General features: G+C 45.6%; 22 protein-coding genes and 1 tRNA gene. 2 read left to right on the forward strand and 21 right to left on the reverse strand.

Going from position 1 to position 22276, the window contains the following annotated elements:
* Window positions 1-57: 57 nt before the first annotated feature.
* The 5 genes from AB685_RS14710 to AB685_RS14730 all read right to left on the reverse strand — a co-directional run bounded on the left by AB685_RS14710 (window position 58) and on the right by AB685_RS14730 (window position 6387).
* Window positions 58-1953 (reverse strand): PrkA family serine protein kinase, encoded by a 1896-nt coding sequence (locus AB685_RS14710; RefSeq protein ID WP_047971336.1) that lies wholly within the window; start codon window positions 1951-1953, stop codon window positions 58-60.
* Window positions 1954-2337: 384 nt separating this feature from the next.
* On the reverse strand, window positions 2338-2838 hold the full coding sequence (gene trmL / locus AB685_RS14715) for a tRNA (uridine(34)/cytosine(34)/5-carboxymethylaminomethyluridine(34)-2'-O)-methyltransferase TrmL (RefSeq protein ID WP_128755866.1): 501 nt from the start codon (window positions 2836-2838) through the stop codon (window positions 2338-2340).
* A gap of 67 nt (window positions 2839-2905) precedes the next feature.
* On the reverse strand, window positions 2906-3802 hold the full coding sequence (locus AB685_RS14720; RefSeq protein ID WP_047971338.1) for an amidase domain-containing protein: 897 nt from the start codon (window positions 3800-3802) through the stop codon (window positions 2906-2908).
* 865 nt (window positions 3803-4667) lie between these two features.
* On the reverse strand, window positions 4668-5639 hold the full coding sequence (locus tag AB685_RS14725) for a nuclease-related domain-containing protein (protein ID WP_053073822.1): 972 nt from the start codon (window positions 5637-5639) through the stop codon (window positions 4668-4670).
* Between the two features lie 58 nt (window positions 5640-5697).
* On the reverse strand, window positions 5698-6387 hold the full coding sequence (locus AB685_RS14730; protein ID WP_241773296.1) for a phenylalanine--tRNA ligase beta subunit-related protein: 690 nt from the start codon (window positions 6385-6387) through the stop codon (window positions 5698-5700).
* A gap of 188 nt (window positions 6388-6575) precedes the next feature.
* On the opposite strand from AB685_RS14730, the gene queG reads away from it, so the two are divergent.
* Window positions 6576-7721 carry a tRNA epoxyqueuosine(34) reductase QueG gene (queG, locus tag AB685_RS14735; protein WP_047971339.1) on the forward strand — a complete coding sequence of 382 codons (1146 nt, stop codon included), beginning with the start codon at window positions 6576-6578 and terminating at the stop codon, window positions 7719-7721.
* Window positions 7722-7858: 137 nt separating this feature from the next.
* Here the strand turns inward: queG and AB685_RS14740 are convergent.
* From AB685_RS14740 to AB685_RS29770, 6 genes are all read right to left on the reverse strand, one after another.
* Window positions 7859-7932: transfer RNA gene (locus AB685_RS14740), tRNA-Gly, on the reverse strand.
* A 304-nt stretch (window positions 7933-8236) separates the two neighbouring features.
* Window positions 8237-8470, reverse strand: a complete 234-nt coding sequence (locus tag AB685_RS14745; protein WP_047971340.1) for a phage holin — start codon at window positions 8468-8470, stop codon at window positions 8237-8239.
* On the reverse strand, window positions 8470-9186 hold the full coding sequence (locus tag AB685_RS14750; protein WP_047971341.1) for an N-acetylmuramoyl-L-alanine amidase: 717 nt from the start codon (window positions 9184-9186) through the stop codon (window positions 8470-8472). The genes AB685_RS14745 and AB685_RS14750 overlap by 1 nt, the downstream gene beginning before the upstream one ends.
* Window positions 9187-9281: 95 nt before the next feature.
* Complete coding sequence (locus tag AB685_RS14755; RefSeq protein WP_047971342.1) at window positions 9282-9566, reverse strand: hemolysin XhlA family protein; 285 nt, start codon at window positions 9564-9566, stop codon at window positions 9282-9284.
* 181 nt (window positions 9567-9747) lie between these two features.
* A complete protein-coding gene (locus AB685_RS14760; protein ID WP_047971343.1) occupies window positions 9748-10047 on the reverse strand; it encodes a hypothetical protein in 300 nt (99 codons plus the stop codon).
* 12 nt (window positions 10048-10059) lie between these two features.
* Window positions 10060-12639, reverse strand: a complete 2580-nt coding sequence (locus AB685_RS29770) for a phage tail protein (RefSeq protein WP_053073823.1) — start codon at window positions 12637-12639, stop codon at window positions 10060-10062.
* A gap of 177 nt (window positions 12640-12816) precedes the next feature.
* Between AB685_RS29770 and AB685_RS14770 the strand changes: the two genes are divergently transcribed.
* On the forward strand, window positions 12817-13698 hold the full coding sequence (locus tag AB685_RS14770) for a DUF6270 domain-containing protein (RefSeq protein WP_047971344.1): 882 nt from the start codon (window positions 12817-12819) through the stop codon (window positions 13696-13698).
* A 13-nt stretch (window positions 13699-13711) separates the two neighbouring features.
* Here the strand turns inward: AB685_RS14770 and AB685_RS14775 are convergent, their stop codons facing one another.
* From AB685_RS14775 to AB685_RS14820, 10 genes are read right to left on the reverse strand one after another with little or no spacing between them, the layout of a single operon-like run.
* Window positions 13712-15643, reverse strand: a complete 1932-nt coding sequence (locus tag AB685_RS14775) for a right-handed parallel beta-helix repeat-containing protein (RefSeq protein WP_053073824.1) — start codon at window positions 15641-15643, stop codon at window positions 13712-13714.
* A gap of 14 nt (window positions 15644-15657) precedes the next feature.
* Entirely contained in the window at window positions 15658-16485 is an 828-nt protein-coding gene (locus AB685_RS14780) for a phage tail family protein (RefSeq protein WP_128755867.1), read from the reverse strand.
* 4 nt (window positions 16486-16489) lie between these two features.
* Window positions 16490-19264 (reverse strand): phage tail tape measure protein, encoded by a 2775-nt coding sequence (locus AB685_RS14785; RefSeq protein ID WP_128755868.1) that lies wholly within the window; start codon window positions 19262-19264, stop codon window positions 16490-16492.
* A 14-nt stretch (window positions 19265-19278) separates the two neighbouring features.
* Window positions 19279-19539: a hypothetical protein gene (locus AB685_RS14790; RefSeq protein WP_128755869.1), complete on the reverse strand. Its 261-nt coding sequence runs from the start codon at window positions 19537-19539 to the stop codon at window positions 19279-19281.
* Between the two features lie 56 nt (window positions 19540-19595).
* Window positions 19596-19976, reverse strand: a complete 381-nt coding sequence (locus AB685_RS14795) for a hypothetical protein (RefSeq protein ID WP_047971346.1) — start codon at window positions 19974-19976, stop codon at window positions 19596-19598.
* Window positions 19977-20023: 47 nt separating this feature from the next.
* The gene (locus tag AB685_RS14800; protein WP_047971347.1) at window positions 20024-20554 is read right to left on the reverse strand and encodes a hypothetical protein; all 531 of its coding nucleotides are present in this window, start codon (window positions 20552-20554) and stop codon (window positions 20024-20026) included.
* A gap of 45 nt (window positions 20555-20599) precedes the next feature.
* Window positions 20600-20974, reverse strand: a complete 375-nt coding sequence (locus AB685_RS32110; protein ID WP_047971348.1) for a minor capsid protein — start codon at window positions 20972-20974, stop codon at window positions 20600-20602.
* Window positions 20974-21408 carry a hypothetical protein gene (locus AB685_RS14810; RefSeq protein WP_047971349.1) on the reverse strand — a complete coding sequence of 145 codons (435 nt, stop codon included), beginning with the start codon at window positions 21406-21408 and terminating at the stop codon, window positions 20974-20976. The genes AB685_RS32110 and AB685_RS14810 overlap by 1 nt, the downstream gene beginning before the upstream one ends.
* On the reverse strand, window positions 21405-21740 hold the full coding sequence (locus AB685_RS14815; RefSeq protein WP_047971350.1) for a hypothetical protein: 336 nt from the start codon (window positions 21738-21740) through the stop codon (window positions 21405-21407). The genes AB685_RS14810 and AB685_RS14815 overlap by 4 nt, the downstream gene beginning before the upstream one ends.
* A complete protein-coding gene (locus AB685_RS14820; protein WP_047971351.1) occupies window positions 21740-22126 on the reverse strand; it encodes a hypothetical protein in 387 nt (128 codons plus the stop codon). Before AB685_RS14820 ends, AB685_RS14815 begins: the two co-directional genes overlap by 1 nt.
* Window positions 22127-22276 lie beyond the last annotated feature (150 nt).

Raw genomic sequence — 22276 nt, forward strand, 5'->3', positions numbered from 1 at the left:
GGAAAACAAACCTCATGCTGCAAAAAAGCAGCGGCACTTGGACCGCTGCTTTTCCTATTATCTATTCAATAAGCTTCCCACATAACGCAATAGATCATTGGCTGAACTGGAGTTATAGCCGTGTTCATCGACCAATCTTGCTACCACTTCATTTATTTTTTTCAACTGTGTCTCATCCGGAGTTTTAGAGGACGTCGTAATCTTCACAACGTCTTTCAGATCTGCAAACAGCTTCTTCTGGATGGCTTCTCTCAGACGCTCATGGGAATTGTAGTCAAACCGCTTCCCTTTGCGCGCATATGCGGAAATTCTGATCAGAATCTCTTCACGGAATGCCTTTTTCGCATTCTCGGAGATACCGATCTGCTCTTCGATGGAACGCATCAATTTCTCGTCGGCACTCATCTCTTCCCCAGTGAGAGGGTCCCTTAGCTTCGCCTTGTTACAATAGGCCTCCACATTATCTAGGTAGTTATCCATCAATGTTTTCGCAGACTCTTCATAAGAATACACAAATGCTTTCTGGACTTCCTTCTTCGCAATATTATCATATTCTTTTCTCGCCACCGATATAAAGTTCAAGAATCTCTCTCTATCCTCATTGGATATGGATGCATGCTGATCCAAGCCTTCTTTTAAAGAACGAAGGACATCAAGGGAATTGATGGAAGGAATCTCTTTACGAATGATCGTGGACGAAATCCGGTTGATGACATAACGCGGATCAATCCCGCTCATCCCTTCATCTGCATATTCTTTCTTTAGCTCTTGAACATCTACAGAGTTAAAGCCTTCCACCGACTCCCCATCATATAGACGCATTTTCTTCACAAGGTCAATATCTCCCCGCTTCGCCTCTTTCAGACGGGTGAGGATCGTAAACATCGCAGCGACTCTCAACGTGTGCGGCGCAATATGAACGTTTGCCACATCACTCTCGTTAATCATCTTTTCATAAATTCTCTCTTCTTCCGACAGTCTTAGATTATATGGAACCGGCATCACAATAATCCGCGAATGCAGGGCTTCATTCTTTTTATTGGAAATGAAGGAGCGATACTCGGTTTCATTCGTATGCGCCACAATGAGCTCATCCGCACTGATAAGCGCGAACCTACCAGCTTTGAAATTCCCTTCCTGTGTTAAAGATAATAGATGCCACAAGAATTTCTCATCACACTTCAACATCTCCTGGAATTCCATCATTCCCCGATTCGCCTTGTTCAATTCTCCATCAAAACGGTATGCACGTGGATCCGACTCGGACCCAAACTCCGCAATAGTAGAAAAGTCAATACTTCCCGTAAGATCCGCGATATCCTGGGATTTAGGATCGGATGGACTGAATGTTCCAATTCCGACACGCTGGTTTTCAGATAAGAAAATGCGCTCCACCAATACATCCTCAAGGCGACCCCCATACTCTTTTTCCAGTCTCATCATATTTAATGGAGACAGATTGCCTTCTATTCTCACACCATACTCATTGTAAAAATCTTCTCTTAGATGGTGCGGAATCAAGTGAAGAGGATCTTCATGCATCGGACAACCTTTTATGGCATACACTGCTCCTCTATCCGTATGAGTGTACAGCTCTAGTCCACGTTTAAGAATAGTAACCAGCGTGGATTTACCGCCACTAACCGGCCCCATCAACAAAAGAATCCTCTTTCTGACATCCAAACGTTTGGCTGCAGGATGGAAATACTCCTCCACCAGCCGCTCCAATGCTTCTTCTAAACCAAAAAGGGCATTGCTAAAGAATTTATACTTTCGCTGCCCATTGACCTCTTCTACCCCAGCATCTTTGATCATATTGTAAACCCGTGAATGTGCGGATTGAGCTACCCAAGGTTCCTTTTTTAAAATTTCCAAGTACTGCCCGAAGGTTCCTTCCCACTTCAGCCTCTGTTCTTCTTCCCGATACTTTTCAATTTTACGTAAAATATCCATAAGGACCTCCCCTTTTATTACAGCTTCAAGAGTCGTGATTGCGTGATTAATATACTCTATGCGCCACGGAAGTGAAACATGCTTTTTTTAAGAGGGCTTCAAAAAATCACTCTGTCAAAAATTATCCACACATTTCATTCACATAACCTGTCCGTTGGGCTATAATATAAATAGTATGCTTACAAGAACTAACCTTACATAAGGAGGAAAACAAAGATGGGTACAACAGGCATCTTAATTCTAGGTGTATGCATTGCATTCCTTACAGCCATTTTCACTGCTGGATACAACGAGCGTCCAGGTACACGTAAAAAGTAATCTGCATAAATAAAGAAGCCCTCCATTTCATCCTTTACTTGAAATGGAGGGCTTCTATTTTTTCACCTATTCTTTAGGAAACTCTAACGAAAGATTCGGGTAGTCCTGTTGACGCAATGCTTCGTATATTAATATCGCAGCCGTGTTGGAAAGATTCAATGATCTTACATTTGTCGTCATCGGCAAGCGCAGGCACTGGTCCAGATTATTTTGGATCAGATCCTTAGGAAGCCCTGTTGTCTCTCTCCCGAACACAAAGAAATAGTCCTTATCCAACTTGCTATAATCAAATGAAGTATGCGGCTTCATCCCGAACTTCGTAATATAGAAGAAGTCCGCCTCTTTATTTTTCTCAAACAATTCATCCAACGAATCATAGTAGACCACGTTCACAAATTCCCAATAATCAAGCCCCGCACGCTTTAACATCTTATCATCCGTCGAGAACCCGAGCGGTCTAATTAAATGAAGCGTTGTATTCGTAGCTGCACAAGTCCTAGCAATATTACCTGTATTTGCTGGAATCTCTGGTTGATATAATACCACATGTAATCCCACAATCGTCACCTCATATTTCTTTCTTTCACTTTCATCCTCTACAACAATACCTTTTTATCGTAAGGGAATCAAGTATCTAATTGCGGTCCAGAATGTGGAAAAATTTATATTTAATATTCGGTGTGTAAGCTGTCGAATCCTCGTACTTCCAATACCTCATCCGAGAATTATACGTGTTCGCATTGACTAGCGGCTCCCCGTTCTCATCCTTCGCCACCACAATCGTATTATGGTCGAAACGTCCATCTCCTTCAAAATCATAGCAGATTACATCACCCGGCATGAGTTGCGCGACACTTGTCACCTCTTTCGCTTTCAAACCCTGCTTTGCGCTAGGTAGATACCACCTTAGGGCATGCGCCACTGTCCAAGTATAACTCCAATCATTATTCCGCATCCACCAGCCACCAGATTTTTTGGGATAGCCCACCATCGGCGCCCCTCCAGCATAAAGACATTGCGAAATGTAGTTGGTACAGTTCACCTCGAACTTCTTGAACTGCGGATTGTAGCTGTTCCAATACTGTTCCGCATACCTGACCGCTTCCATACGGCTAAACTTAAAGCGGAGTTCTTGTTGGTGCTGTTCGTCTTCCTCTTGCGGAGGGATAAACCTCGGCGATGTCATATCCCCTTCATCTTGCAAGGAGAAATCCTGCTTAAGCTCTCCGTCAATCCACTGCGCGTATCGCTGATCTGCTTCCTCCTCCAGATAAAGATTGTCTCTTTGCTTGATGAGGTACCGGATATGAACTTCGTAGAAAACATTAGCTTCCCCCTGCTGTTCATCCTCGTGGATAGAATGGATTCTTGCTGACGCAGTGCATTTGACTATTTCTGCTCCTCTTCTTTTGTGAGTTTCCTGCTTTTGGGTGATGGTGTCGTGGTTGATGATGGCCCTGCTTGTTTGCTTACTTTTGAAAACATAGGTGTCGAGGCGGTCTTGAATGTGTGCTTTAAGCTTCTCTCTCATAGGCGTGCCCCTCCTCTGGGTAATGGTCCTTGTAGATATGTTTATGTGGGGGGCTTGGGTTTGTTGTTTGGGGTGGGTGGTTTTTTGTGAAAGTGGTTGAGGTAATTAGGCTTGGGTTTTTCTAGAAGTACTTAAGGTAATCATTCCTTTACTTTCTTGCGCATTTCTTCGTACCTTCTATTTTCAGGCTTCATTGACCTCCTATAGTCCCGCTTTTCTTCTCCGCTTCTATTTTCGGGCTTCATTGACCTCCTATGAGTCCCGCTTTTCTTCTCCGCTTCTATTTTCGGGCTTCATTGACCTCCTATGAGTCCCACTTTTCTTCTCCGCTTCTATTTTCGGGCTTCATTGACCTCCTAAGAGTCCCACTTTTCTTCTCCGCTTCTATTTTCGAGCTTCATTGACCACCTATGAGACCCGCTTTTCTTCTCCACTTCTATTTTCGGGCTTCATTGACCTCCTATGAGTCCCGCTTTTCTTCTCCGCTTCTATTTTCGGGCTTCATTGACCTCCTATGTGTCCCGCTTTTCTTCTCCGCTTCTATTTTCGGGATTCATTGACCTCCTATGAGTCCCGCTTTTCTTCTCCGCTTCTATTTTCGGGCTTCATTGACCTCCTATGAGTCCCACTTTTCTTCTCCGCTTCTATTTTCGGGCTTCATTGACCTCCTATGAGTCCCGCTTTTCTTCTCCGCTTCTATTTTCGGGCTTCATTGACCTCCTATGAGTCCCGCTTTTCTTCTCCGCTTCTATTTTCGGGCTTCATTGACCACCTATGAGTCCCACTTTTCTTCTCTGCTTCTATTTTCGGGCTTCATTGACCTCCTATGAGTCCCGCTTTTCTTCTCCGCTTCTATTTTCGGGATTCATTGACCTCCTATGAGTTCTGGTGTCTCTCCCTTAGTCTTTTTTGTGATTTCATATGATACATAGCATGCAGATTTCCCATGACCAACTAATATATAGTTTTGACCTAGTATTCTTTTAATCATTTTTTTGGAACAAATCATCCCACACCAATCATAAATCAATTTACTTGTACAAGTGTTAGTATTAAAAAGAGACATATATTCCTTAATACTTCTTAATATACCAATTTCTACTCTTTCGGAATAAGAACAATTCCTGCATCCTAGAAAATTCCTTGATACCATTACCCCCATTCCCCCACACCCCGCACAAACAATCCCCTTCCTCAACTCATCATACCTATACTCGGGCAGCCGATCATACGGCGATTTCTCCACATGCAACTCACACAACTTCTCGGCCAAACGGGTGTGTCTTGCATTTAATCTTCCAGAACTAGACGATTGCTTCAGTAACTTCTTAGTGTATCGATTCATCTGGGAATAAAACACTATTGGTAAATTAGGTGAACAATTATATAGGGTAAACTCGGGGTTAATAAAAATGAGGGTGGATTCTATGGGGGATTGAAATCCGAGGCTTCTAAGAAGTTGCCTTAATGTTGTTTCACAGCGCTGTAACTGCAACAGAGGGCTTTTAATTTCAAATTTATTAATAGAGAACCATTTGTCACCATCTATATAGTAATCCCCTTCGAAATTTTTCACTTCAAACAGATAGATCTTATCAGCTCCGATCACCAGTGAGTCAATCTGAAACAAAGTGCCACCATGCTCCAGCAGCAGATCATTCACCACAATCCATTCACCATCCATGCTCGAAAACCATTCATCAAACAAAAGCTCTCCCAGGTAACCTTTTTCCAGATTCCAAAAATGACTTTCATCCACCTGACCTGCGCGTGCCTTCAGTATCCTTAATAACTTCAACTCACCTGGCTCCAAACGCTCCTTCATCATCACACTCATCCACAACACTCCCATAATACATTATTAAGAAAAGCAGGCAAACCTAATTACCTACTTTTTAATCCAAAACCCAAGACTCACTCGTCCCACCATGAACCTGGAGAAACATCTCACTGATTGCTGCGAGCATCTCCTCACATTCCCTAACGTCCATCGAAGGCTTGAAATACACGACATGCAAGGCGGAAGTAGTTTCCTCTGTAACTGCTGTTCTGCGACTATCGACAAATGGACTACCGAACGGACCTTCCCCATCACTCGTGTGTAGCATTTTATGTAATTTAATCTCGCGTCCATTCAAACCTTCATATCTTGCCGTTTCATCCCCAACAGCAATCTCAACATCGCCGACAGTCTTACTTGAATCATAAATACCTAAGGGAATTTCATATTTCAGTGAGAAGAAGTTGTTTAAATCGACTGCCGAATTGAATGGTTCAAGAAACTGCCCTTTTTTGATTCGGCGGTACAACGCTTCAATAGAAGGACGATACCTTGATGGATCCGTTCCGGTCTGCTTAAAAATAGACCGCCATTCCGCCACCCCAGGTATATCCTTCATGTCCTTTTCTTCCAAATCCAAATGAAGCGATTCTTGATAAAGACGGATTCTTCCTTTCAACATCTGTGGGGACGAACCGACTGTAATATCCTTATAAATGACGACACCGTATTTGGAAGACTTCACTCTTTCTGAAACCTCTTCGCGAACCGATACTCTCACAACTACTTCACCCTTTCTTTTCATTATTATGGTAATTGTATCATATATACCCGTCCCTCTTCCTTAAACCTTTAATCGCGTAAACGGTTTTTTACCCCCAACTAAAATGGATATAATTAGATATATCAAAGAAAATAACCAAACATAAAAATATGATAAAATATAGGTTGGTTCTAAATAAAACGAAATTTAAAACAAAGGAGGTGTTCACATTGAATGAGGAAAACAAGAGGTTAAAAGAAGATATTATAGCCTACAGCAAACAGATCGGTATCGATAAAATCGGTTTCGCAAGCGCTGGAGTATTCACCAGCCTTAAAGAACGTCTCAAAACTCAACAGGACTTTGGCTACCAATCCGGATTTGAAGAACCGGACATCGAAAAACGCACCAGCCCTGAAGTTTTGGTACCAACGGCCAAAAGCATCATTGCCATCGCCCTTGCCTACCCCTCCAAAATGAAAGATGCTCCACGTAGCACCCGGGAAGAAAGACGTGGAATTTTCTGTCGAGCATCCTGGGGAACCGATTACCATGACATATTACGGGAGAAACTCAGACTTTTGGAGAGTTATATAAAAGAAAAGTCCCCCGGTGCAATAATGAAATCGATGGTAGATACCGGAGAGCTGAGTGACAGGGCGGTTGCAGAGCGATCAGGTATTGGATGGAGCGGAAAAAACTGTGCCATTATAACGCCTGAATTCGGCTCCTACGTGTACTTGGGAGAAATGATTACCACTATACCATTTGAACCTGATACTCCCCTTGAGGACAACTGTGGGACCTGTAATAAATGTGTGGAAGTTTGTCCTACTGGAGCACTCGTTCAAGGTGGACAACTCGATTCAAATAAATGCATCGCCTTCCTAACTCAAACTAAAGGATTCCTTGCAGAAGAGTACCGTACAAAGCTCGGAAACAGACTATATGGCTGTGACACCTGCCAGACCGTATGTCCGGAAAATAAGGGCAAAGATTTTCATCTCCATCCTGAAATGGAACCTGATCCTGAAATAGTCAAACCGAAACTTAAGCCCCTTCTGACCATTTCTAACCGGGACTTTAAAGAGAACTTCGGTAAAATTTCCGGATCTTGGCGAGGAAAAAAACCTATACAGCGGAATGCCATTATTGCGCTGGCTCACTATAAAGATACTACAGCTATCCCTGATCTGTTAAGTTTGTTAAAGAACGACCCTCGTCCGGTAATAAGGGGAACAGCAGCTTGGGCAATCGGTAAAATTGGAGATATACAAGCCTTGGAGTCACTGAAAAACCACCAGAAAACAGAAAAAGATCCAGACGTATTAAAGGAACTTGAAAAAGGAATTGCAATGCTAACAGAACAAGAATAAAATAAATTAAAAAGCCACAAAGAAGTAAGATTCTTTGTGGCTTTTTAGTGCTTTACAATTATATAAAGGAATAGTATGAATTTCTTATGTACAAAAAAGACTCCAACCAAACGGTTGAAGTCTTGAGAAGTTATGTATGGAGCGGGTGAAGAGAATCGAACTCTCATCATCAGCTTGGAAGGCTGAGGTTTTACCACTAAACTACACCCGCATAGACAAGTTCGAAAACTTGTCTATAAAATTAGTACCGGTGGCCGGGGTCGAACCGGCACTCCAGAGGAACACGATTTTGAGTCGTTAAACTTAAAACCATGTCGGAGTATTACCGTCGATTCCTACGGACACCTAACGTACTAACACGTTAGACAAGCGTATAATCAAGCAACTTCGCACGATTATGTTGCGAACATGTATTAATATATCAGATTTTGGCGAAACGCGCAAGTATTTTCGCGAAATAATTTCCGCAGTTATGTAAAAAAAGAATCGCCCGCGGTTAGTCGGACGACTTTCTTCTATAATAAAGGGCGTTCGCCATCTTCGTCAATAAATCCGCGCCCGCTCGCCGGATTGCTTATTACGCCAAGCACGACCAGCACCGCAAGCAAGGAGTTCACCGCCACCATGACGTCGGCAATCCATTCGTTCGTAATCTCGTAGCCTATTAATGCGCCGATTGACTGCGCCGCAAGCAATACCGCACTAGCAAGCGCCACCCATAGCCCGTGATTCCGCCATTTGTTCGCCATTACTTCTTCACCTCCGCAAGCAAGAACGAGTCGAAGCCCGCCTTTTTCAAGTCCGCCATGCGTTGCTCCGCGTTCTCTTTATCGTTAAATGAGCCGGTCACTACGCGATAAAATACATTCGGATTAACCGCCGGTTTCGGCTTTGGTGCTGGCTTGCGCTTTAGCCCGAAGTATTTCGCGATTCCCGTCGCAATAGCAACCGCACACGTTTTACGGTATGCGTCCGTTTTCAAAAGCGCCGCTTCCGTTTGGTTCGTCATAAATCCGCACTCGACTAGCGCGCTCGCCTTGTTAAATTCGCGCAGCATATGGAAATTCGCCTTCTTCGCGCCTCGGTTCGGGCGTTTGGTTGCCGCGATTAGTTCCGCCTGCAAGAGCGCCGCCAATCGATCACCGTTCGGCGAGTGACCATCCCAAGAAAACGTCTCGATACCCGCCACGTCGTTTCTCCAACCGCCATTGCCGAATGCGTTCGCGTGAATAGATACGAGCATGTCGGCGTTGGCTTTGTTCGCGGCATCCGTCCGCTCTTTTAACTGCACATCGCGCGCATCGGAATGCGTGAACATGACCGCCACGTCTTCGTATTGCTCGAGTTCCGCTTTGGCGTAGTTAGCGACCACGCGGTTGAATTCGTATTCCCTCATTCCGTCGGGCGTTCGTTTGCCTGGCGTTTCCGGTCCGTGACCTGCGTCCAGCACTATTAACTTCGTCATTGCTTATCCGCTCCCTTTCGTTGTATAATTACGTTAAGGTTGGCGGTCGCGTTTGTCCATCCGTCAAATGTTCAACCCAGCGGCCGCCAACTGGCTTATATAAAAAGCGCTACTACCGCCACGATTATCCCTAATCCGGTCAGCATAACGCCCCAAACCCACTTCGTATTCACTTTCATTTCTACGATGTCATCGCGATTCTGCTCCGCGAGTGATAACGCCTTGCTCGCCTTCACTTCCGCAAAGTCCGCCTTCTCTTCCGCTCTTTCCGCGCGATACTTAATATCCGACATCATATCCATTTTCGTATCAATCCGCACTAACCATTCGCGAATGTCCGCTATCTTTTCGTTCAGTTCGTGGCCGCTCGGTTCCGTCATGTTTCCGCCTCCCTTCCGCATTCGCTAAATGCTATTGTTGCGGAGTTGCGAGGATTTGGTCCGCCTCTTCTGCCGTAATAAACCCTTTAACCGCATAGCTGCGTACTTGAGTTTCCGTTATCTTTCCGGATGCCCACATGTTTAAAATGAATCCGTAAAAAGTAACCGCCTCCTTTCCGAGTTACATCATATCCATAACGTTAATTAGCGCCAGTTCCGTAAAGTCTAGGCGCTCTTTCAACTGGCGATTTTCCTCCGCCAAGTCTATCTTGCGGAATTGCTCCGCTTGGTCTTGCGCGATTAATTCCGCCGACACTTCCGCGCCAACTTCCGCATCGTCCGGCACGATTATATATTGCGCCTTGATTCCGCGCAAAGAACCATCGCGCCATGTAACTGCGTCGGCTTCGACCTCTATGTCGCGCAAGTCCTCGATTACCTCAAGGACTGCGTTGCTTTCCGCGTATAATACGAGTTTCATTATTCCGCCTCCTTATGCGTACGTGATTTCCAGGCGCGCGTCTACGTTAAACTTGGCGTAGTTGGACGTGCTTGTCGAATTGACGTAAATTCCGATTCCTTTCGTCGTGCCGTTTTGGAAGCCGGCATAGAACGAGCTCGGTATCGTAATCCACTTCTTCGTGCCGACGGAGAATCCGGCTTGCGTGCTCGGCGATTGGTAAGACGGCTGTCCGCTTGGTCGCGACGTGTACGTGTGTGGTCGGAAAGTGACGTTAACGTTTCCGCTATTACCGCCTGCTTTCCGTTCGACGTATAAGCGCATCGACTTAATCGTTTTGCCGGTGACCGCGTTAGAAGGCGCTGATCCGAATAACCATAATCCCGAATACGCGCCGAGTCCGCCCCATCCGCCTTGCACTACGCTACCGTCGTTCCACCATTGCCCGCCAAACTGTGGCCGCCAAGCATCGCCTTTTGGACTGCCCGTTGAACTCCACGTGTTTTTTGTTTCCGGTGCTGACGGCGGCGTTACCGGCGTTGTTGTCGGATAAGTGAAGGTTGCGTGAATTTTCCCACCTAATTGTTCCGCTTGGTTAGAAACGCCACCCTCCGGCGCTTGACCTGTCCCTACGACATAGCCCGCATACGCATATACACCACGCACGGAACCTTTTCCGCTAACCGTCATAAGATGCGCTGTTGCTCCATATCGCCCAGAAACGGCAACCTCTACGTTATGCACACCGCTATTTATTACCTCGCCATATCCGCTTTGCATAAAATCTATTCCAAAACTAGCGCCATTTCCGAAAACCTGTAAATCGCGGAATATAGCATACGTATTTTGAACGGATGATACCGCCGCATAACTAGAGCTACGCGCATTTAGCGTTAAACGTTTAATTTCGAATGTCAATATGTTACACGCTGCGAATACGTTTCCGACTACCTTCGTGGTTTGACTCAAGCCGTCGACGGTTACCTTTCCTCGCCCTATAAATCCACGGAAGGTAATATCGCCGTAAAACGTTCCACCATTCCGCAAATTAATAGTCGCCTGACCATCGTAAAACAGCGGTATGCGCCTTAATGCTTCGTTAATAGTCGCGAGTGGCGTGGACCAAGTAAGACCGTCGTTGTTATCGTTCGGCTCGTTTTGGTCTGACACGTAAAACGTCAAATCGCTCGACCCGTAATTGACGACGGTAGGCGAAATAAGATTTTGCACGTACAAATCGCCGCTAAATCCGCGCTGCTCCGCATCTAAGTCCGCAATCAACTCGCCGTCCGCGTCAAGCACCTGCATACGTCCGTTACCGTTCGCCGGCCCGCCCAACGTAAAAAGACCGCCTTGTATGCGGTCAGCCAACATCGTGCCGGTCGTAATTAAATCCGCCACAAATCCTTCGCCAGTCATCGCCGTGCGGAACGTTTGACCGCCGTCGACACTCACGCCCACGCCCGCCGAATTAAATAGCACGAGGTGATTCGGATTTATTTTACTGCGCGCGATTATGCCGTTTTCGAATTCGAGCTCCGTCTGCGCGCTTTGTAGCGCCTCTGTCGCTCGCCTGACCGCTTCGTCTAGCGCGTTGTATGGTAGGCGCTTCTTGCCTTCGAATAAGTCCGCTACGTCCTTGCTTACGCGCCCAAAGTCCGCTAAAATATCGCTAGCATTTTTGCGAAAGTTGGCAAGCGTGATTCTCGTTGCGTCGGGCTGTTCCGGATACTCTTCGTACTCCACAATGCGCGCCATTACGTCCACGCCCATCGGTTCGTAGATAACGTAGATTTCGTCGCCCAAATCGAATTGCTCATACGTGAAGCCCGCGCGTTTCAGTTCCGCGTATTCTGCCGTGATGCTTAGTTCTGGCTCGTCGATTAGGTCGCGCTGCAGGCGTTCGAGCAAGCCCGCCTCTGTCGTGTACCTTTCGTCACGCACCGGCTTTGCGTCGCGAATGCCGAAGATTTCCGCGTTAGAACTCGTATATTCCGCCTCGATACCTTCCGCCCCATATCCGCGAATATACGTGGATAGCTTCGAGGAATCAATGCTTTTGCTTATCGTTTTGACGTTGTGGCGGTAGCGTAACTGCATGTCGGTCGTAACGCCTATCTTCGCGCGAAAAGTAAGATGCGTGCCAGCGATTTGTATTTCCGCGCCGTAGCGAGTGAGTATCGTTTGCAAGAGCGCCAGCACGTTATCGTCGCCGAAGTTTTCGAATTCTTGCGACGCGAATGTGCCGATGACTGTATGCGAGTAGCCCGTGTCGGCTAGCGTCCAATTTAAGATATTGCCGAGCGTACGCTGACCGCTAAACGTTTCGTATTTGTGAACGTCGATTAAGTCGAAGAATACGTGATGCGCCTGCACGCGCTTTACCGATCGATTGCCGAGATTGCGTTCCTCGACGAGCTTGATGCGGTATTGCACGTCGTTATACTCCGCGATAGATTCCTCGGAGACTAAATCGAATGCGTGCGCGTTGCGGTCAGTCGCGATAAGTAAGAAGGATAGCGACCGCTCGCCGTTTATGCGGCGCTTGATGGCGAGGTCTTTATAGTCGGTGAGGGCTTCGGTATTGCCGAGTAAGTCCGTTATCGTTAGCAAAGTACCGCCTCCTTTCCGTTTTTATGTGCGTTTTTATACGCAAAAAAGACACCGCCGATGGTGGCGATGCCTGATTGCGAGTTGGTTTCGTGTTTCTCGTTAAGAAATCTCTTTCAATTATCTAATTGCCATCTATATATCTCTTTGTTATTATCCATATAGAGGGGGAACAAAAAAATGTCAAATATAACGAAAATTGGCGTGCTGGGGTCTTGTGTCACTCGCGACAATTTCAATTCTACTTTTAATCCGAATTACAAAAGTCAGTACGATTGCATTGTGCATCAGAACCAAGCATCACTAATAAGTTTGATGTCAGAACCTATACCATATAACCCACAAGATACCACACTAAGCAGACCTTACGACACTTGGCAAATAAAAACTGAATTCACTAAAGAATTTCTTACTAACTTAGTAGACAGAAAGCCTGAGTATCTAATTTTAGATTTCTTTGGTGACGTTTATTACGGTTGTATTCAAGTTGGCGAAAACCAATATCTCACCAACAATCGTAATAAATTGTGGAAAACGGACTACTATAAAGCAATAAAAACCCAAGTTAAGCAATTTGATTTGGAGTCCGACAAAGAAAGCTATATGACATTATGGAGAGAAAGTGTAGATAAACTCTTTGTATTTTTGAAGCAAAACTTGCCTAACTGTAAAATTGTTATAAATATAAATGATTTTATGGATACTCTTATTACAAAAGACAATCAGACTATTAGATTAAGTCAAACGGGTAATTATAGAGCTATCGATGTTGAATTAATCAATAATCTAGTAAGAGAAATGGAATCATACATATCAAGTAAATACGAAGTAATTACTTTAGATATGACTAAAGGTGATTACAGATTAGTTGATAATCACCCTTGGGGCAGATTTTTCTTGCACTTCAACAAAGAATTTTACTACGATTTCCTTAAAAAGCTTCATGTTATTACAGGAAAAAATGAAATATCTTTAAATTCCAATGAGTCTATCATTAAGGAAATTAACGAAATACACAAAAAATTAGACCGTGTTTTAGAATTAGTAAACAGCAACCGTTAATTGGTTGCTGTTTTTATGCTTGGGTATATACTGGCGCTCCGGAGTTGTTTATGGTCACTCTGTATCTAGTACCGTTTGGCGCGTATGTGTAATATCCTTCAAAAATCGTGGGTACGGATGCTAAATTAATTCGACCTGTTGCTCCCTCCAAATCGTTGTCATGCACTTGAATATTAACACAAGTACCTGTCACACCTATACCATGACTGTTCCGATTACTTCCAGACCGATTTTTATTCCCGCGCAGAACGCCGTTTTGTGAAGAAGACGCAATATTAATCGCTACTCTAGTGTTATCTGTTTCACTTCCTGTGTTTTCTAGTTGGTTCTCATTAACTTTAAACCCATTCGCCCACTCTAAAAATACCCCAGACCTACGAGTATCTCTAATGGTATTGTTAGTTATTTCAATATCTTTCGTATGATTTAGATTACGAAAGCTGGTTTCGGGTTCGGTGAAATATATTCCCTCCAATTGACAATCAGAAATGAGGTTGTTGTTGATTTTTACATTAGAAAGATACCAATTTTCAAACCCGCGATTTAAACCTTTTATACGATTGTTCGCCACAAACAAACCATCAATCCAACGTAGCCTAAATGAAGCGGTGTTAGAATTTGATGGATTATCTACTACATTACCAACAATAATTACATTTGTTAGTTTCTTTACGTTATCCGGAGTGTTTGTTTGCCCTGCTGCGTAAATTATATCAGACTCGACATTGCGAAAAATGTTGTGGGATATGGTGTAATTTTTCCCTGATTGCGCCCCCCGCTCAACTCCATTTACATCTTTAGAAGAATTTGTGTTTGGCGCGGTATTGGATAAAGCTATCCCTGACCTCGTATTTAAAAACAAATTGTTTGTTATAAACACATCATTAAATTTCATACACCTTATACCTGCATAAGTACAACCTTCGAAGGTATTACCAATAACATGGATATTCTCTGAAAAAATATCATAAGTGGCTCCGTGCTCTCCAACGCCAACTGCCCAAGGTTGCATGTTCGGTGTATCGCTACCTCCAAAATAGCAACTCCTCACAGTGATATCACGGCACGGTGTGTGGTCGTACGCACCAAACGGATGGAAACCTCCCTGAGTAGAACGAGATATTTGGATAGCTTCTGAGAAATCTCGACTACCGTTCGTTAAGTCCTGAAATCCTAAGAATCTGCATCCTTCAATGATTACATCACGCAATCCATTTAAATCAAAAGCGTGCGCATTCAGCGTATCCTTAAATGTGATGTCTCTAAAACGGAATGTAGTCCCGTGATTTAGTTCGATGTGATTGAATCCATTAGCATTAAACATCCCAACATTTCCATCGAAAGCCCCACCTGTTATGGCGATATTTCCGTTTCCGTCATATCCATAATACTCATCGCCAACTTCTCCATTCATTATAATGGAAGTGTTGTGATGACGAACCAATACCGCCCCTTCTTGCATATCTATTTGTGTGTTTGAAAAAATACTTAATCTTTGTGTTAGCTTATACCTGCCTTTTGGTACAAAAACACGAATCGGAGACACCTTCGCTAAATTAAATGCGGTTTGAAAGGCGTTAGTATCATCCGCAATTTCATCTCCTACTGCTCCTAACATCTTCACATTAACTGATCGTTGCTCTAAGTCGGTGGCGACAACCCCGATTTGCAGTTCGTTTTGTTCCAATTGCGCACCCACGTCCGCAAACTGTTCCGCCACCTTTGCCCCGTCCGACGCAATTCTATCTCGCGCCGTCGCGTGCTCTACTCCGTCCTCATCTACGCGAATATCCACAACCTCGCTCGGCTGCGGAGCGTTTACGATTAAGTTATCGACGCGTCCTTTTTGCACGTTTAATTCGCGCTTTGCTTCGTCAAAGTTGGCGTTTAAGTCATTGCGGAATAGGCGGTTGAACGCAACGCCCAAGTTTTTAAAATTCGCCATTTGTCCGCCTCCTTTTACACATAATAAAAACGGAAGCCGAACGCAATAGTAAAACTGCCGCTCGCTCCCGTTATTTCGAAATCATTTAAGCCTGGCGCAATAGTCAGCACCTTGCGATTAGTCGCGCCGAATACCGACAAGCCGTTTTTTGTCGCCCGCACGCCGTCAAGCACTACCGACTGGCCCGCGTTCGTCGTTCCGGTATATTGCCAATCGTCGCCCGTCGTTAGATTGCGGATTCGCAAGTTGGTGCTGGCGCCCGTGAACGTTATTTTAAGCGGTAGCTCGCGCGGATCAATCGCAATGTCGCCCGCATTGTAAATCTGAAATTGCGCCGTGCTATGCGTGTATGCTACGTCGTCCGCCGTTAACCCTTGCCCGAGTTGCCATAGTTCCGCGTCAAATGTTAGCGGGTCGGCGGTCGTGCCGGTCGATTCTGCGAACGGTGTCGGACAATCTAGCGTCAGCGAAAACTGCCCGTAAGAACCTAGCCGCGACATCGACAATTCGTTCGCCAAGTTTACTAAAAAGCGTTTGCCCGGCTCTTTTGCGGTGACAAGATATACTTTTTCATGCGTCAAAAACAAGCGATATATTTCATTGCGCAAAAGCGCGTAGTCTTTGTTATCTACCGCGAACATCGAGCATTCGGCGGTAATTGTCCGGTCATCCATCGTCTTACCTATCGCGACATAGCCCGCGCGACTTTCTACCTTTTCGTAAAAGTAACGTAGTTTTGGCGACGGAACGGTGAGCGACCGAACGAGTACGTCGTAGTCTGCCGCCATATCATATACTGCGCCATCTTCTGCCACCAACTGAAAATTATCATCCGTTATCATTCGATCACCTCTTTATTCCGTTAATCCGTCCGGTCGACCTTGCGCCGGCTGTAAATTGTGAATCTATATACGGATAAGTAACTTCCGCCAATTCGCGTCCATCCGCCTCGAGTTTCACGGTAATCGGTCGGTCTTGCGAAGAGCCAATCGCATTAACTAACTGCTCGATACGAGCTACTAAATCGCCGTTTGTTCCGCCAGCATTCGTATGCCCCGCGTCAATCATCCGCATAAGGTTCGCTTGTTGCGCCTCTGTTAGTACCATTTCATTACGCAGCAATCGAGCGTCCACTTCGTTATGCAATGGCGCGCTTTGAAGTTGCGATGCGAGTCCACCCGTATGAAGCTTCGGTAATTGACCACGACCAATAATCCCGCCAGTATGATACTGCGAGATGGACGCTCCTGTTTTTGTATATTGCGTGATATTGACACGCTTATTGACCGCTTTGCCGAGCTCCGCATTCATCGTACGTGCTTCGTTTATAATGCCGGTTACTTTTCCGCGAGTCGTTTCGAGCTTCGAGATTTGACCGTCAATTTGCTTTATACCGTTTTTATACTCGTCGGTTTGCTTCATCGCTGCGGACGTGGAAAACTCCATTTGTATCTTCTGCTTTCTAAGGCGGTCTATTTCCTCGTCAACCGCTTTGATGCCTTTACCTTTTTCCGCGGTGATACCGGCTTGTTTTAACTCGAGGTCGATAAGTTTATTACGCACTTCGTCCATCTTTCCGAGTTCCTCATTAATGACGTCGATTTCGTCCTTCTTTATGAGGTATTTTTCCATCGTTTTCGCGTTCTGTTCCTTTAGTCCTTGCAGAATATCCTCCGCCAAGTGGAGCTCTTGCGATAGGTTATTAACAACGCCTTGATTACCTTCGTCCTTCGCTTTTGCAAGTTCTTTCGTTTTATCGATGATTATCTGCTCTTGTGCAGCGATGTTTTTTTCGATTTCATTACGCTTGTCTTGGATGTTGTTAATTTCCGCCTTCAAGTCTTTTTGCTTCTGCAAGTTATCCGCGTAATTAGCTTCTAGCAGAATCTGTTGTGCTTCGAGTTCCAAGCGGATTGTTTCGTATTGCTGCTTATTGAACTCTTTCGCTGCATCCGCATTATTAAGCAAGATATTCCCCTGCTCGGTCAGATGCACGTTAGAATCCGGCACTACTGACGCAATCTCTCCGTTTAAGTCAACAAAGCGTTGCATTTCAGTATTAGTTAGTCCGCTCGATTCCAGTAAGCCTTCTTGTTCTTCCGTCAATGCCGCAATTACTTCCGGATCAGCCGTTTGCGCAAGAATTGAGTTAATGTCGACAAAACGCTCAAGCTCGTCGCTAGTTAGGCGCAATCTTAGCTTTAAGTTGTCGTACTCGTCGATATTGGCGGAAAGAGTGTCTGCTTCTGCTTGCATCGTGTTAATTGTTTCGAGGTTTACTTCGTTCATGCGCGAATATTCGTCGCGAACGCCTACAACTAATCCGCCGATAATAGATAGCCCCGCGATAACCCAGCCCGCCGGCCCCATTGATAACATGAGCGTGCGCATGGCGGTAACTAATTTCAGTACCGTCGTCGTAACTAATCCGATAGCCGCCGCCGTTCCCGCCATTTTAAGACCGGTCGTAGCAACGCCAGGATTCAATTCGCCAAGCATTCGCACAATGTCCGTGCCATATCGCACGATGTCCGTAAATACCGGCAGAAACTCCTCGCCAATTGCGATACCTACGCCCTCAAGCGCCGACTGGAATTCCTTAAACGAGCCTTGCAACGTATCCATTTGCGTCTTGGCCACACGTTCAGCCGTTCCGCCCGCGTTTTCGAGCTCCTTCGTATAATCGCGCAAACCTTCCTCGCCGACCTCAAGTAGCGCCATAAAGCCCGACGCTGCCTCCGTACCTACTAACTGAGCGACGGTGGCGGTTCGCTGTGCGCCTTCCATTCCGCTTAACTTTTCGGAAATGTGTCCGATTAGTTCGGGGAACGGTTTCATTGCGCCGTCCGCATCGGTTATTTTAATGCCGAGTTCATCCATCGCTTTGACCGTTTGACCGGTCGGATTTGCGAGAGAAATTAATGCCGCACGTAATGCCGTTCCGGCTTGTGATCCTTGAATACCTGCGTCCGACATTTTACCGACTGCTGCCGCCGTTTCTTCGATTGATAATCCGAGAGACTGCGCTAATGGAGCAACGTATTTCATCGCTTGACCTAACTGCGGTAAATCCGTGTTTGCGCTTGTCATCGTTTTAACTAGCACGTCGACCGCGTGACCGGTATCGTCCGCGGTTAAGCCGAAGCCAGTCATAATGTTCGATACGATGTCCGCAGAGGAGCCAAGGTCTATTTGCGCGGCAGCCGCTAAATTTAGAACGGAAGGCATTGCGCTAACTATTTCGTTTACTTCAAAACCCGCCATTGCTAAAAAGCTCATGCCCTCCGCAGCTTGACTCGCACTAAACTGCGTTGTAGCTCCTAAATCTTTCGCGGTATCTTTTAATTTCTCGAAATCTTCACCAGTCGCATTACTAATCGCGCCCACTCGCGCCATACTCTGTTCAAAATCGGCTGCTACAGTTACACTAGCTCCAATTCCGGCAATTACCGCTGCACCTACCGCAAGTGAAGCTTTCTGCACGATTCCTAAGTCGCTAGCAAACCGCTGACTCGCTTTTGACGATTTACTCATATCCTCGCGCGCTTTATTCATTCCGTTACTAAACTCTTTCGAGTCCAATACGAGGCGCGCTTTTATTTCGCCCACTGTCGTTGACATATTCGCCCTCCTTTCTACTTCGTCCTATTTCCGCCACTACTCGTCATCGCCCGCAATTGCTCGAACTTGTCGCGATTAAAATTCGTTTCCTGCTTTACTCCGACCGCCTTCGTAGCTTCGCGAATAAACGCCTTGTACTCCGTTTCATCAAGCGATCGATTATTCGTAGCGAGGCGCGCGTGTACGTCCTGCATAAGTTTCGCCGCTTCTTGCTTCCGCTTTTCCGCGACTACTTTCGGAAGGTCGACCATGTAATACTCCGTTTCAACCGCCACTTGCGATACGCCGAGCGCTACCGCTACTTCGAGGAGGAAATCATCAACCGTATATGTTACGCCTTCTTCGCGTTTGCCCCCGGAAGAAGGCTCTTCACGTTTTTTATTGTTTCGCCGAGGTTATTGCGCTTAAATGTGCGCGTTAAGTAATCTACTAATTCGTCCACGCCGACATGTTCGTTCAGATAATCCTCGTCAATGTCGGACAGGACTGCGACAACCTTAACGATTTCATCCATCGCTAGTTCACATGCGGAGATTAGGTATGCGTGGAAATTTTCCTGGGGCGCCGCGATAACTTGCAGAATCAAGCCGGGCAGAGTGTCGATGGTTTCGAAAAGAGTGCGCCAACGGTTGGGCGTTAATTTATTTATGGAAACTCGCTTTTCGCCGAGATACATTTCGTAGTCATTGGTTCTAAATTTGAACGGATTCATTTCCGCACCTCCAAATTAAAAAGGGAAGCCGAAGCCTCCCGTAGTTTTTATGCGTCTATTGCAGTTTCGTCGCCGATAATATAAAGCGTTCCGTCGTTCGCTAAGTCAGGATAAGCTACGAACGTGATATTTACTACGCGCTCATTGTCGCTGTCGTACGTATATTCCGGATCAGCCATCGCGCCTGCCAGTGGAAGTGTAATCCAATCGTTAGCGGTTGCGTTCGGGTCTGTCGGCTTAATGATTAGCATTTTCGCGTTGGATAACATGTCGAAGCCAGCTTGCGATTTAACGACGATTTTGGACTTAACTCCGTCATTCACGTAATCACTATTCGGAATAACCTCCGAAAGTCTTGCTAAGTCGTGCAGCGCGAATGGAACCGTTACTTGCGCAGTACGCCCTTTCATAATTGACTTAACGACCGTGTCGCCATATTGATCTACCGTAATATCTTGTTTCGACGTACTAGACTGGAATTGAATTCCGCCTTTTGTAATGTCGAACGTTACTTTCTCTGCGCCATCACCGTATTCAACGACGGCTGGCCCGATAGGTACGTTAATTCCGTTTGCCATTTCGTTTCCCCCTTATCAAATAAAAAAGCGCAGTATTCCGGTTGGTTACGGACGTACTACGCAATCAAAATTCATCGAATATATTGGTCGTTCTTTGTCGTCATTTCCGATATAAACCGGCACGCTATTCATTGAGCGAATTACCACAACGGAACTTTCGCCGATTGTTACTTCTCGCAAATTAGTGAGCGCATTGTGTATCTCGTAAGCTTTTGCCTCACAGTCGCCTTGTTTGTGCGTAGACTCGCGTACTTGTATCTGGAACGACGGCTGCGTTTTACCCGTCCATTGACTCGTCGGAAATCCGCTAGTCAATCGCACTAATACGCAGTTATCTTGCGAAGTGGTCGGAAAGCTATTCGGATAATATACGCCTGCAACTCGCGCTCTAATAAACGTTATTAATTCGAGGATTCGCATTATAATCCGAGCCCCTTTCCGATTTCCTTCATAATCCAACCGAGATACTTTTGCGATTCGCCTTTAAGCGGACGTTCAACGTATTTGTTGCCGACGGAGTATCCCTTATAGCCGGGCGCCGCTGCCGACTGTTCGCCGAGATTGTACGATTGTTCATGCGTCCAAAGCGCGTAGTTAAAGCGCCCGTTTCCGCTCTTTTCTACCGCAGAAAAACCAATCTCTCCGACCAGACGCGTAGGAGATTCCCACGTAATTCGCTTGTCGACATCAACGCTTTTTCGTAGTGTCGATTTGTCAATCGGCGCGATGTTTTGCGAAATCAACGCAAGGTCGTCGGTGGAATCGCGCATACCTAATTCGGAAGCTGCTCGCGTTTTCAGTTCCTTTGCGCCTAGTCCTTTGAGAAAATCTGCGCCGTCAAACTCGAAACTCATAGCTTCACCTCCGTAAGTATCGGTTTTCCGCCGACATTACGCCTTACGTTTATTTCCTTTGGCTTGCCGGTGATTTCTTCGCCTAACTCGTTCGTAAACGTTAGTATGTCGTCGTAACGAATGTCCGCCAGTTTATCAAGCAATATCCGCACAAAACTGACTGCTGTTTCTCCGTTACGGTCGAGTCCGCCGCTACGACTTGCAGACAAGCGAGTTCCTTCATCTACGCGACAATTCATCGTAATTAATTCGCCAGGTATTGGATTTCCCCATTCGTCAAGCCCTCCGCCTCGCTGCACGGTAATCGTTTGTTTCATCGGTACTATTGGCATTAGCGCACCGACCTTCCAACACGACGTTGCGACAAGTTGACACCATTCTCCTCACCTATCAAATCAATTGTTGATTGAGGTATCAATGCCTCCAAATCGCGCTTCATCGTATCTTTAAAGTTAAATGAACCTACACCAGTAATAGAAAACCCTGCGATCCCGTGATTGTTCAGTCGGTTTGTATCGTTATTCGCGATTGCCAAAACATTCGAAAAGTCGTAGACAGCCGAAGCGGGAACGACATACTTAGAAAACTTTCGCGTAAGTGTCACTTGTGCAACATTTAACAGTCGTTGTTTTTTGTCGTCGTCCGCATCTTCCCAATCTTCGATGTCAATTACGTTTGTTGCGATATACTGATCCGCTTCGAAAATACTTAAACCCATGCGTTACACCTCCCGATTATTTCGCGGAAGGTTTTCGCTTCGGCTGCGCCTTTGGTTTAGCGTTTTCCTCCGCCTTCTTTTGTTCTAATGGTTTTTCTTGTTCTTTCTTAGCGTGTCTGCGACGTAATAACATGATTTATCACTCCTTTA

This window comes from Bacillus sp. LL01, assembly GCF_001037965.1.

Bases quoted from the DNA above. Each gene is read 5' to 3' on its own strand.
- AB685_RS14710 (WP_047971336.1), bottom strand. From the start codon at position 1,953: ATGGATATTTTACGTAAAATTGAAAAGTATCGGGAAGAAGAACAGAGG.
- AB685_RS14720 (WP_047971338.1), bottom strand. From the start codon at position 3,802: ATGAGAGAGAAGCTTAAAGCACACATTCAAGACCGCCTCGACACCTAT.
- AB685_RS14725 (WP_053073822.1), bottom strand. From the start codon at position 5,639: ATGAGTGTGATGATGAAGGAGCGTTTGGAGCCAGGTGAGTTGAAGTTA.
- AB685_RS14730 (WP_241773296.1), bottom strand. From the start codon at position 6,387: ATGAAAAGAAAGGGTGAAGTAGTTGTGAGAGTATCGGTTCGCGAAGAG.
- AB685_RS14745 (WP_047971340.1), bottom strand. From the start codon at position 8,470: ATGGCGAACAAATGGCGGAATCACGGGCTATGGGTGGCGCTTGCTAGT.
- AB685_RS14750 (WP_047971341.1), bottom strand. From the start codon at position 9,186: ATGACGAAGTTAATAGTGCTGGACGCAGGTCACGGACCGGAAACGCCA.
- AB685_RS14755 (WP_047971342.1), bottom strand. From the start codon at position 9,566: ATGACGGAACCGAGCGGCCACGAACTGAACGAAAAGATAGCGGACATT.
- AB685_RS14760 (WP_047971343.1), bottom strand. From the start codon at position 10,047: ATGAAACTCGTATTATACGCGGAAAGCAACGCAGTCCTTGAGGTAATC.
- AB685_RS14770 (WP_047971344.1), top strand. From the start codon at position 12,817: ATGTCAAATATAACGAAAATTGGCGTGCTGGGGTCTTGTGTCACTCGC.
- AB685_RS14775 (WP_053073824.1), bottom strand. From the start codon at position 15,643: ATGGCGAATTTTAAAAACTTGGGCGTTGCGTTCAACCGCCTATTCCGC.
- AB685_RS14780 (WP_128755867.1), bottom strand. From the start codon at position 16,485: ATGATAACGGATGATAATTTTCAGTTGGTGGCAGAAGATGGCGCAGTA.
- AB685_RS14785 (WP_128755868.1), bottom strand. From the start codon at position 19,264: ATGTCAACGACAGTGGGCGAAATAAAAGCGCGCCTCGTATTGGACTCG.
- AB685_RS14795 (WP_047971346.1), bottom strand. From the start codon at position 19,976: ATGAATCCGTTCAAATTTAGAACCAATGACTACGAAATGTATCTCGGC.
- AB685_RS14800 (WP_047971347.1), bottom strand. From the start codon at position 20,554: ATGGCAAACGGAATTAACGTACCTATCGGGCCAGCCGTCGTTGAATAC.
- AB685_RS32110 (WP_047971348.1), bottom strand. From the start codon at position 20,974: ATGCGAATCCTCGAATTAATAACGTTTATTAGAGCGCGAGTTGCAGGC.
- AB685_RS14810 (WP_047971349.1), bottom strand. From the start codon at position 21,408: ATGAGTTTCGAGTTTGACGGCGCAGATTTTCTCAAAGGACTAGGCGCA.
- AB685_RS14815 (WP_047971350.1), bottom strand. From the start codon at position 21,740: ATGCCAATAGTACCGATGAAACAAACGATTACCGTGCAGCGAGGCGGA.
- AB685_RS14820 (WP_047971351.1), bottom strand. From the start codon at position 22,126: ATGGGTTTAAGTATTTTCGAAGCGGATCAGTATATCGCAACAAACGTA.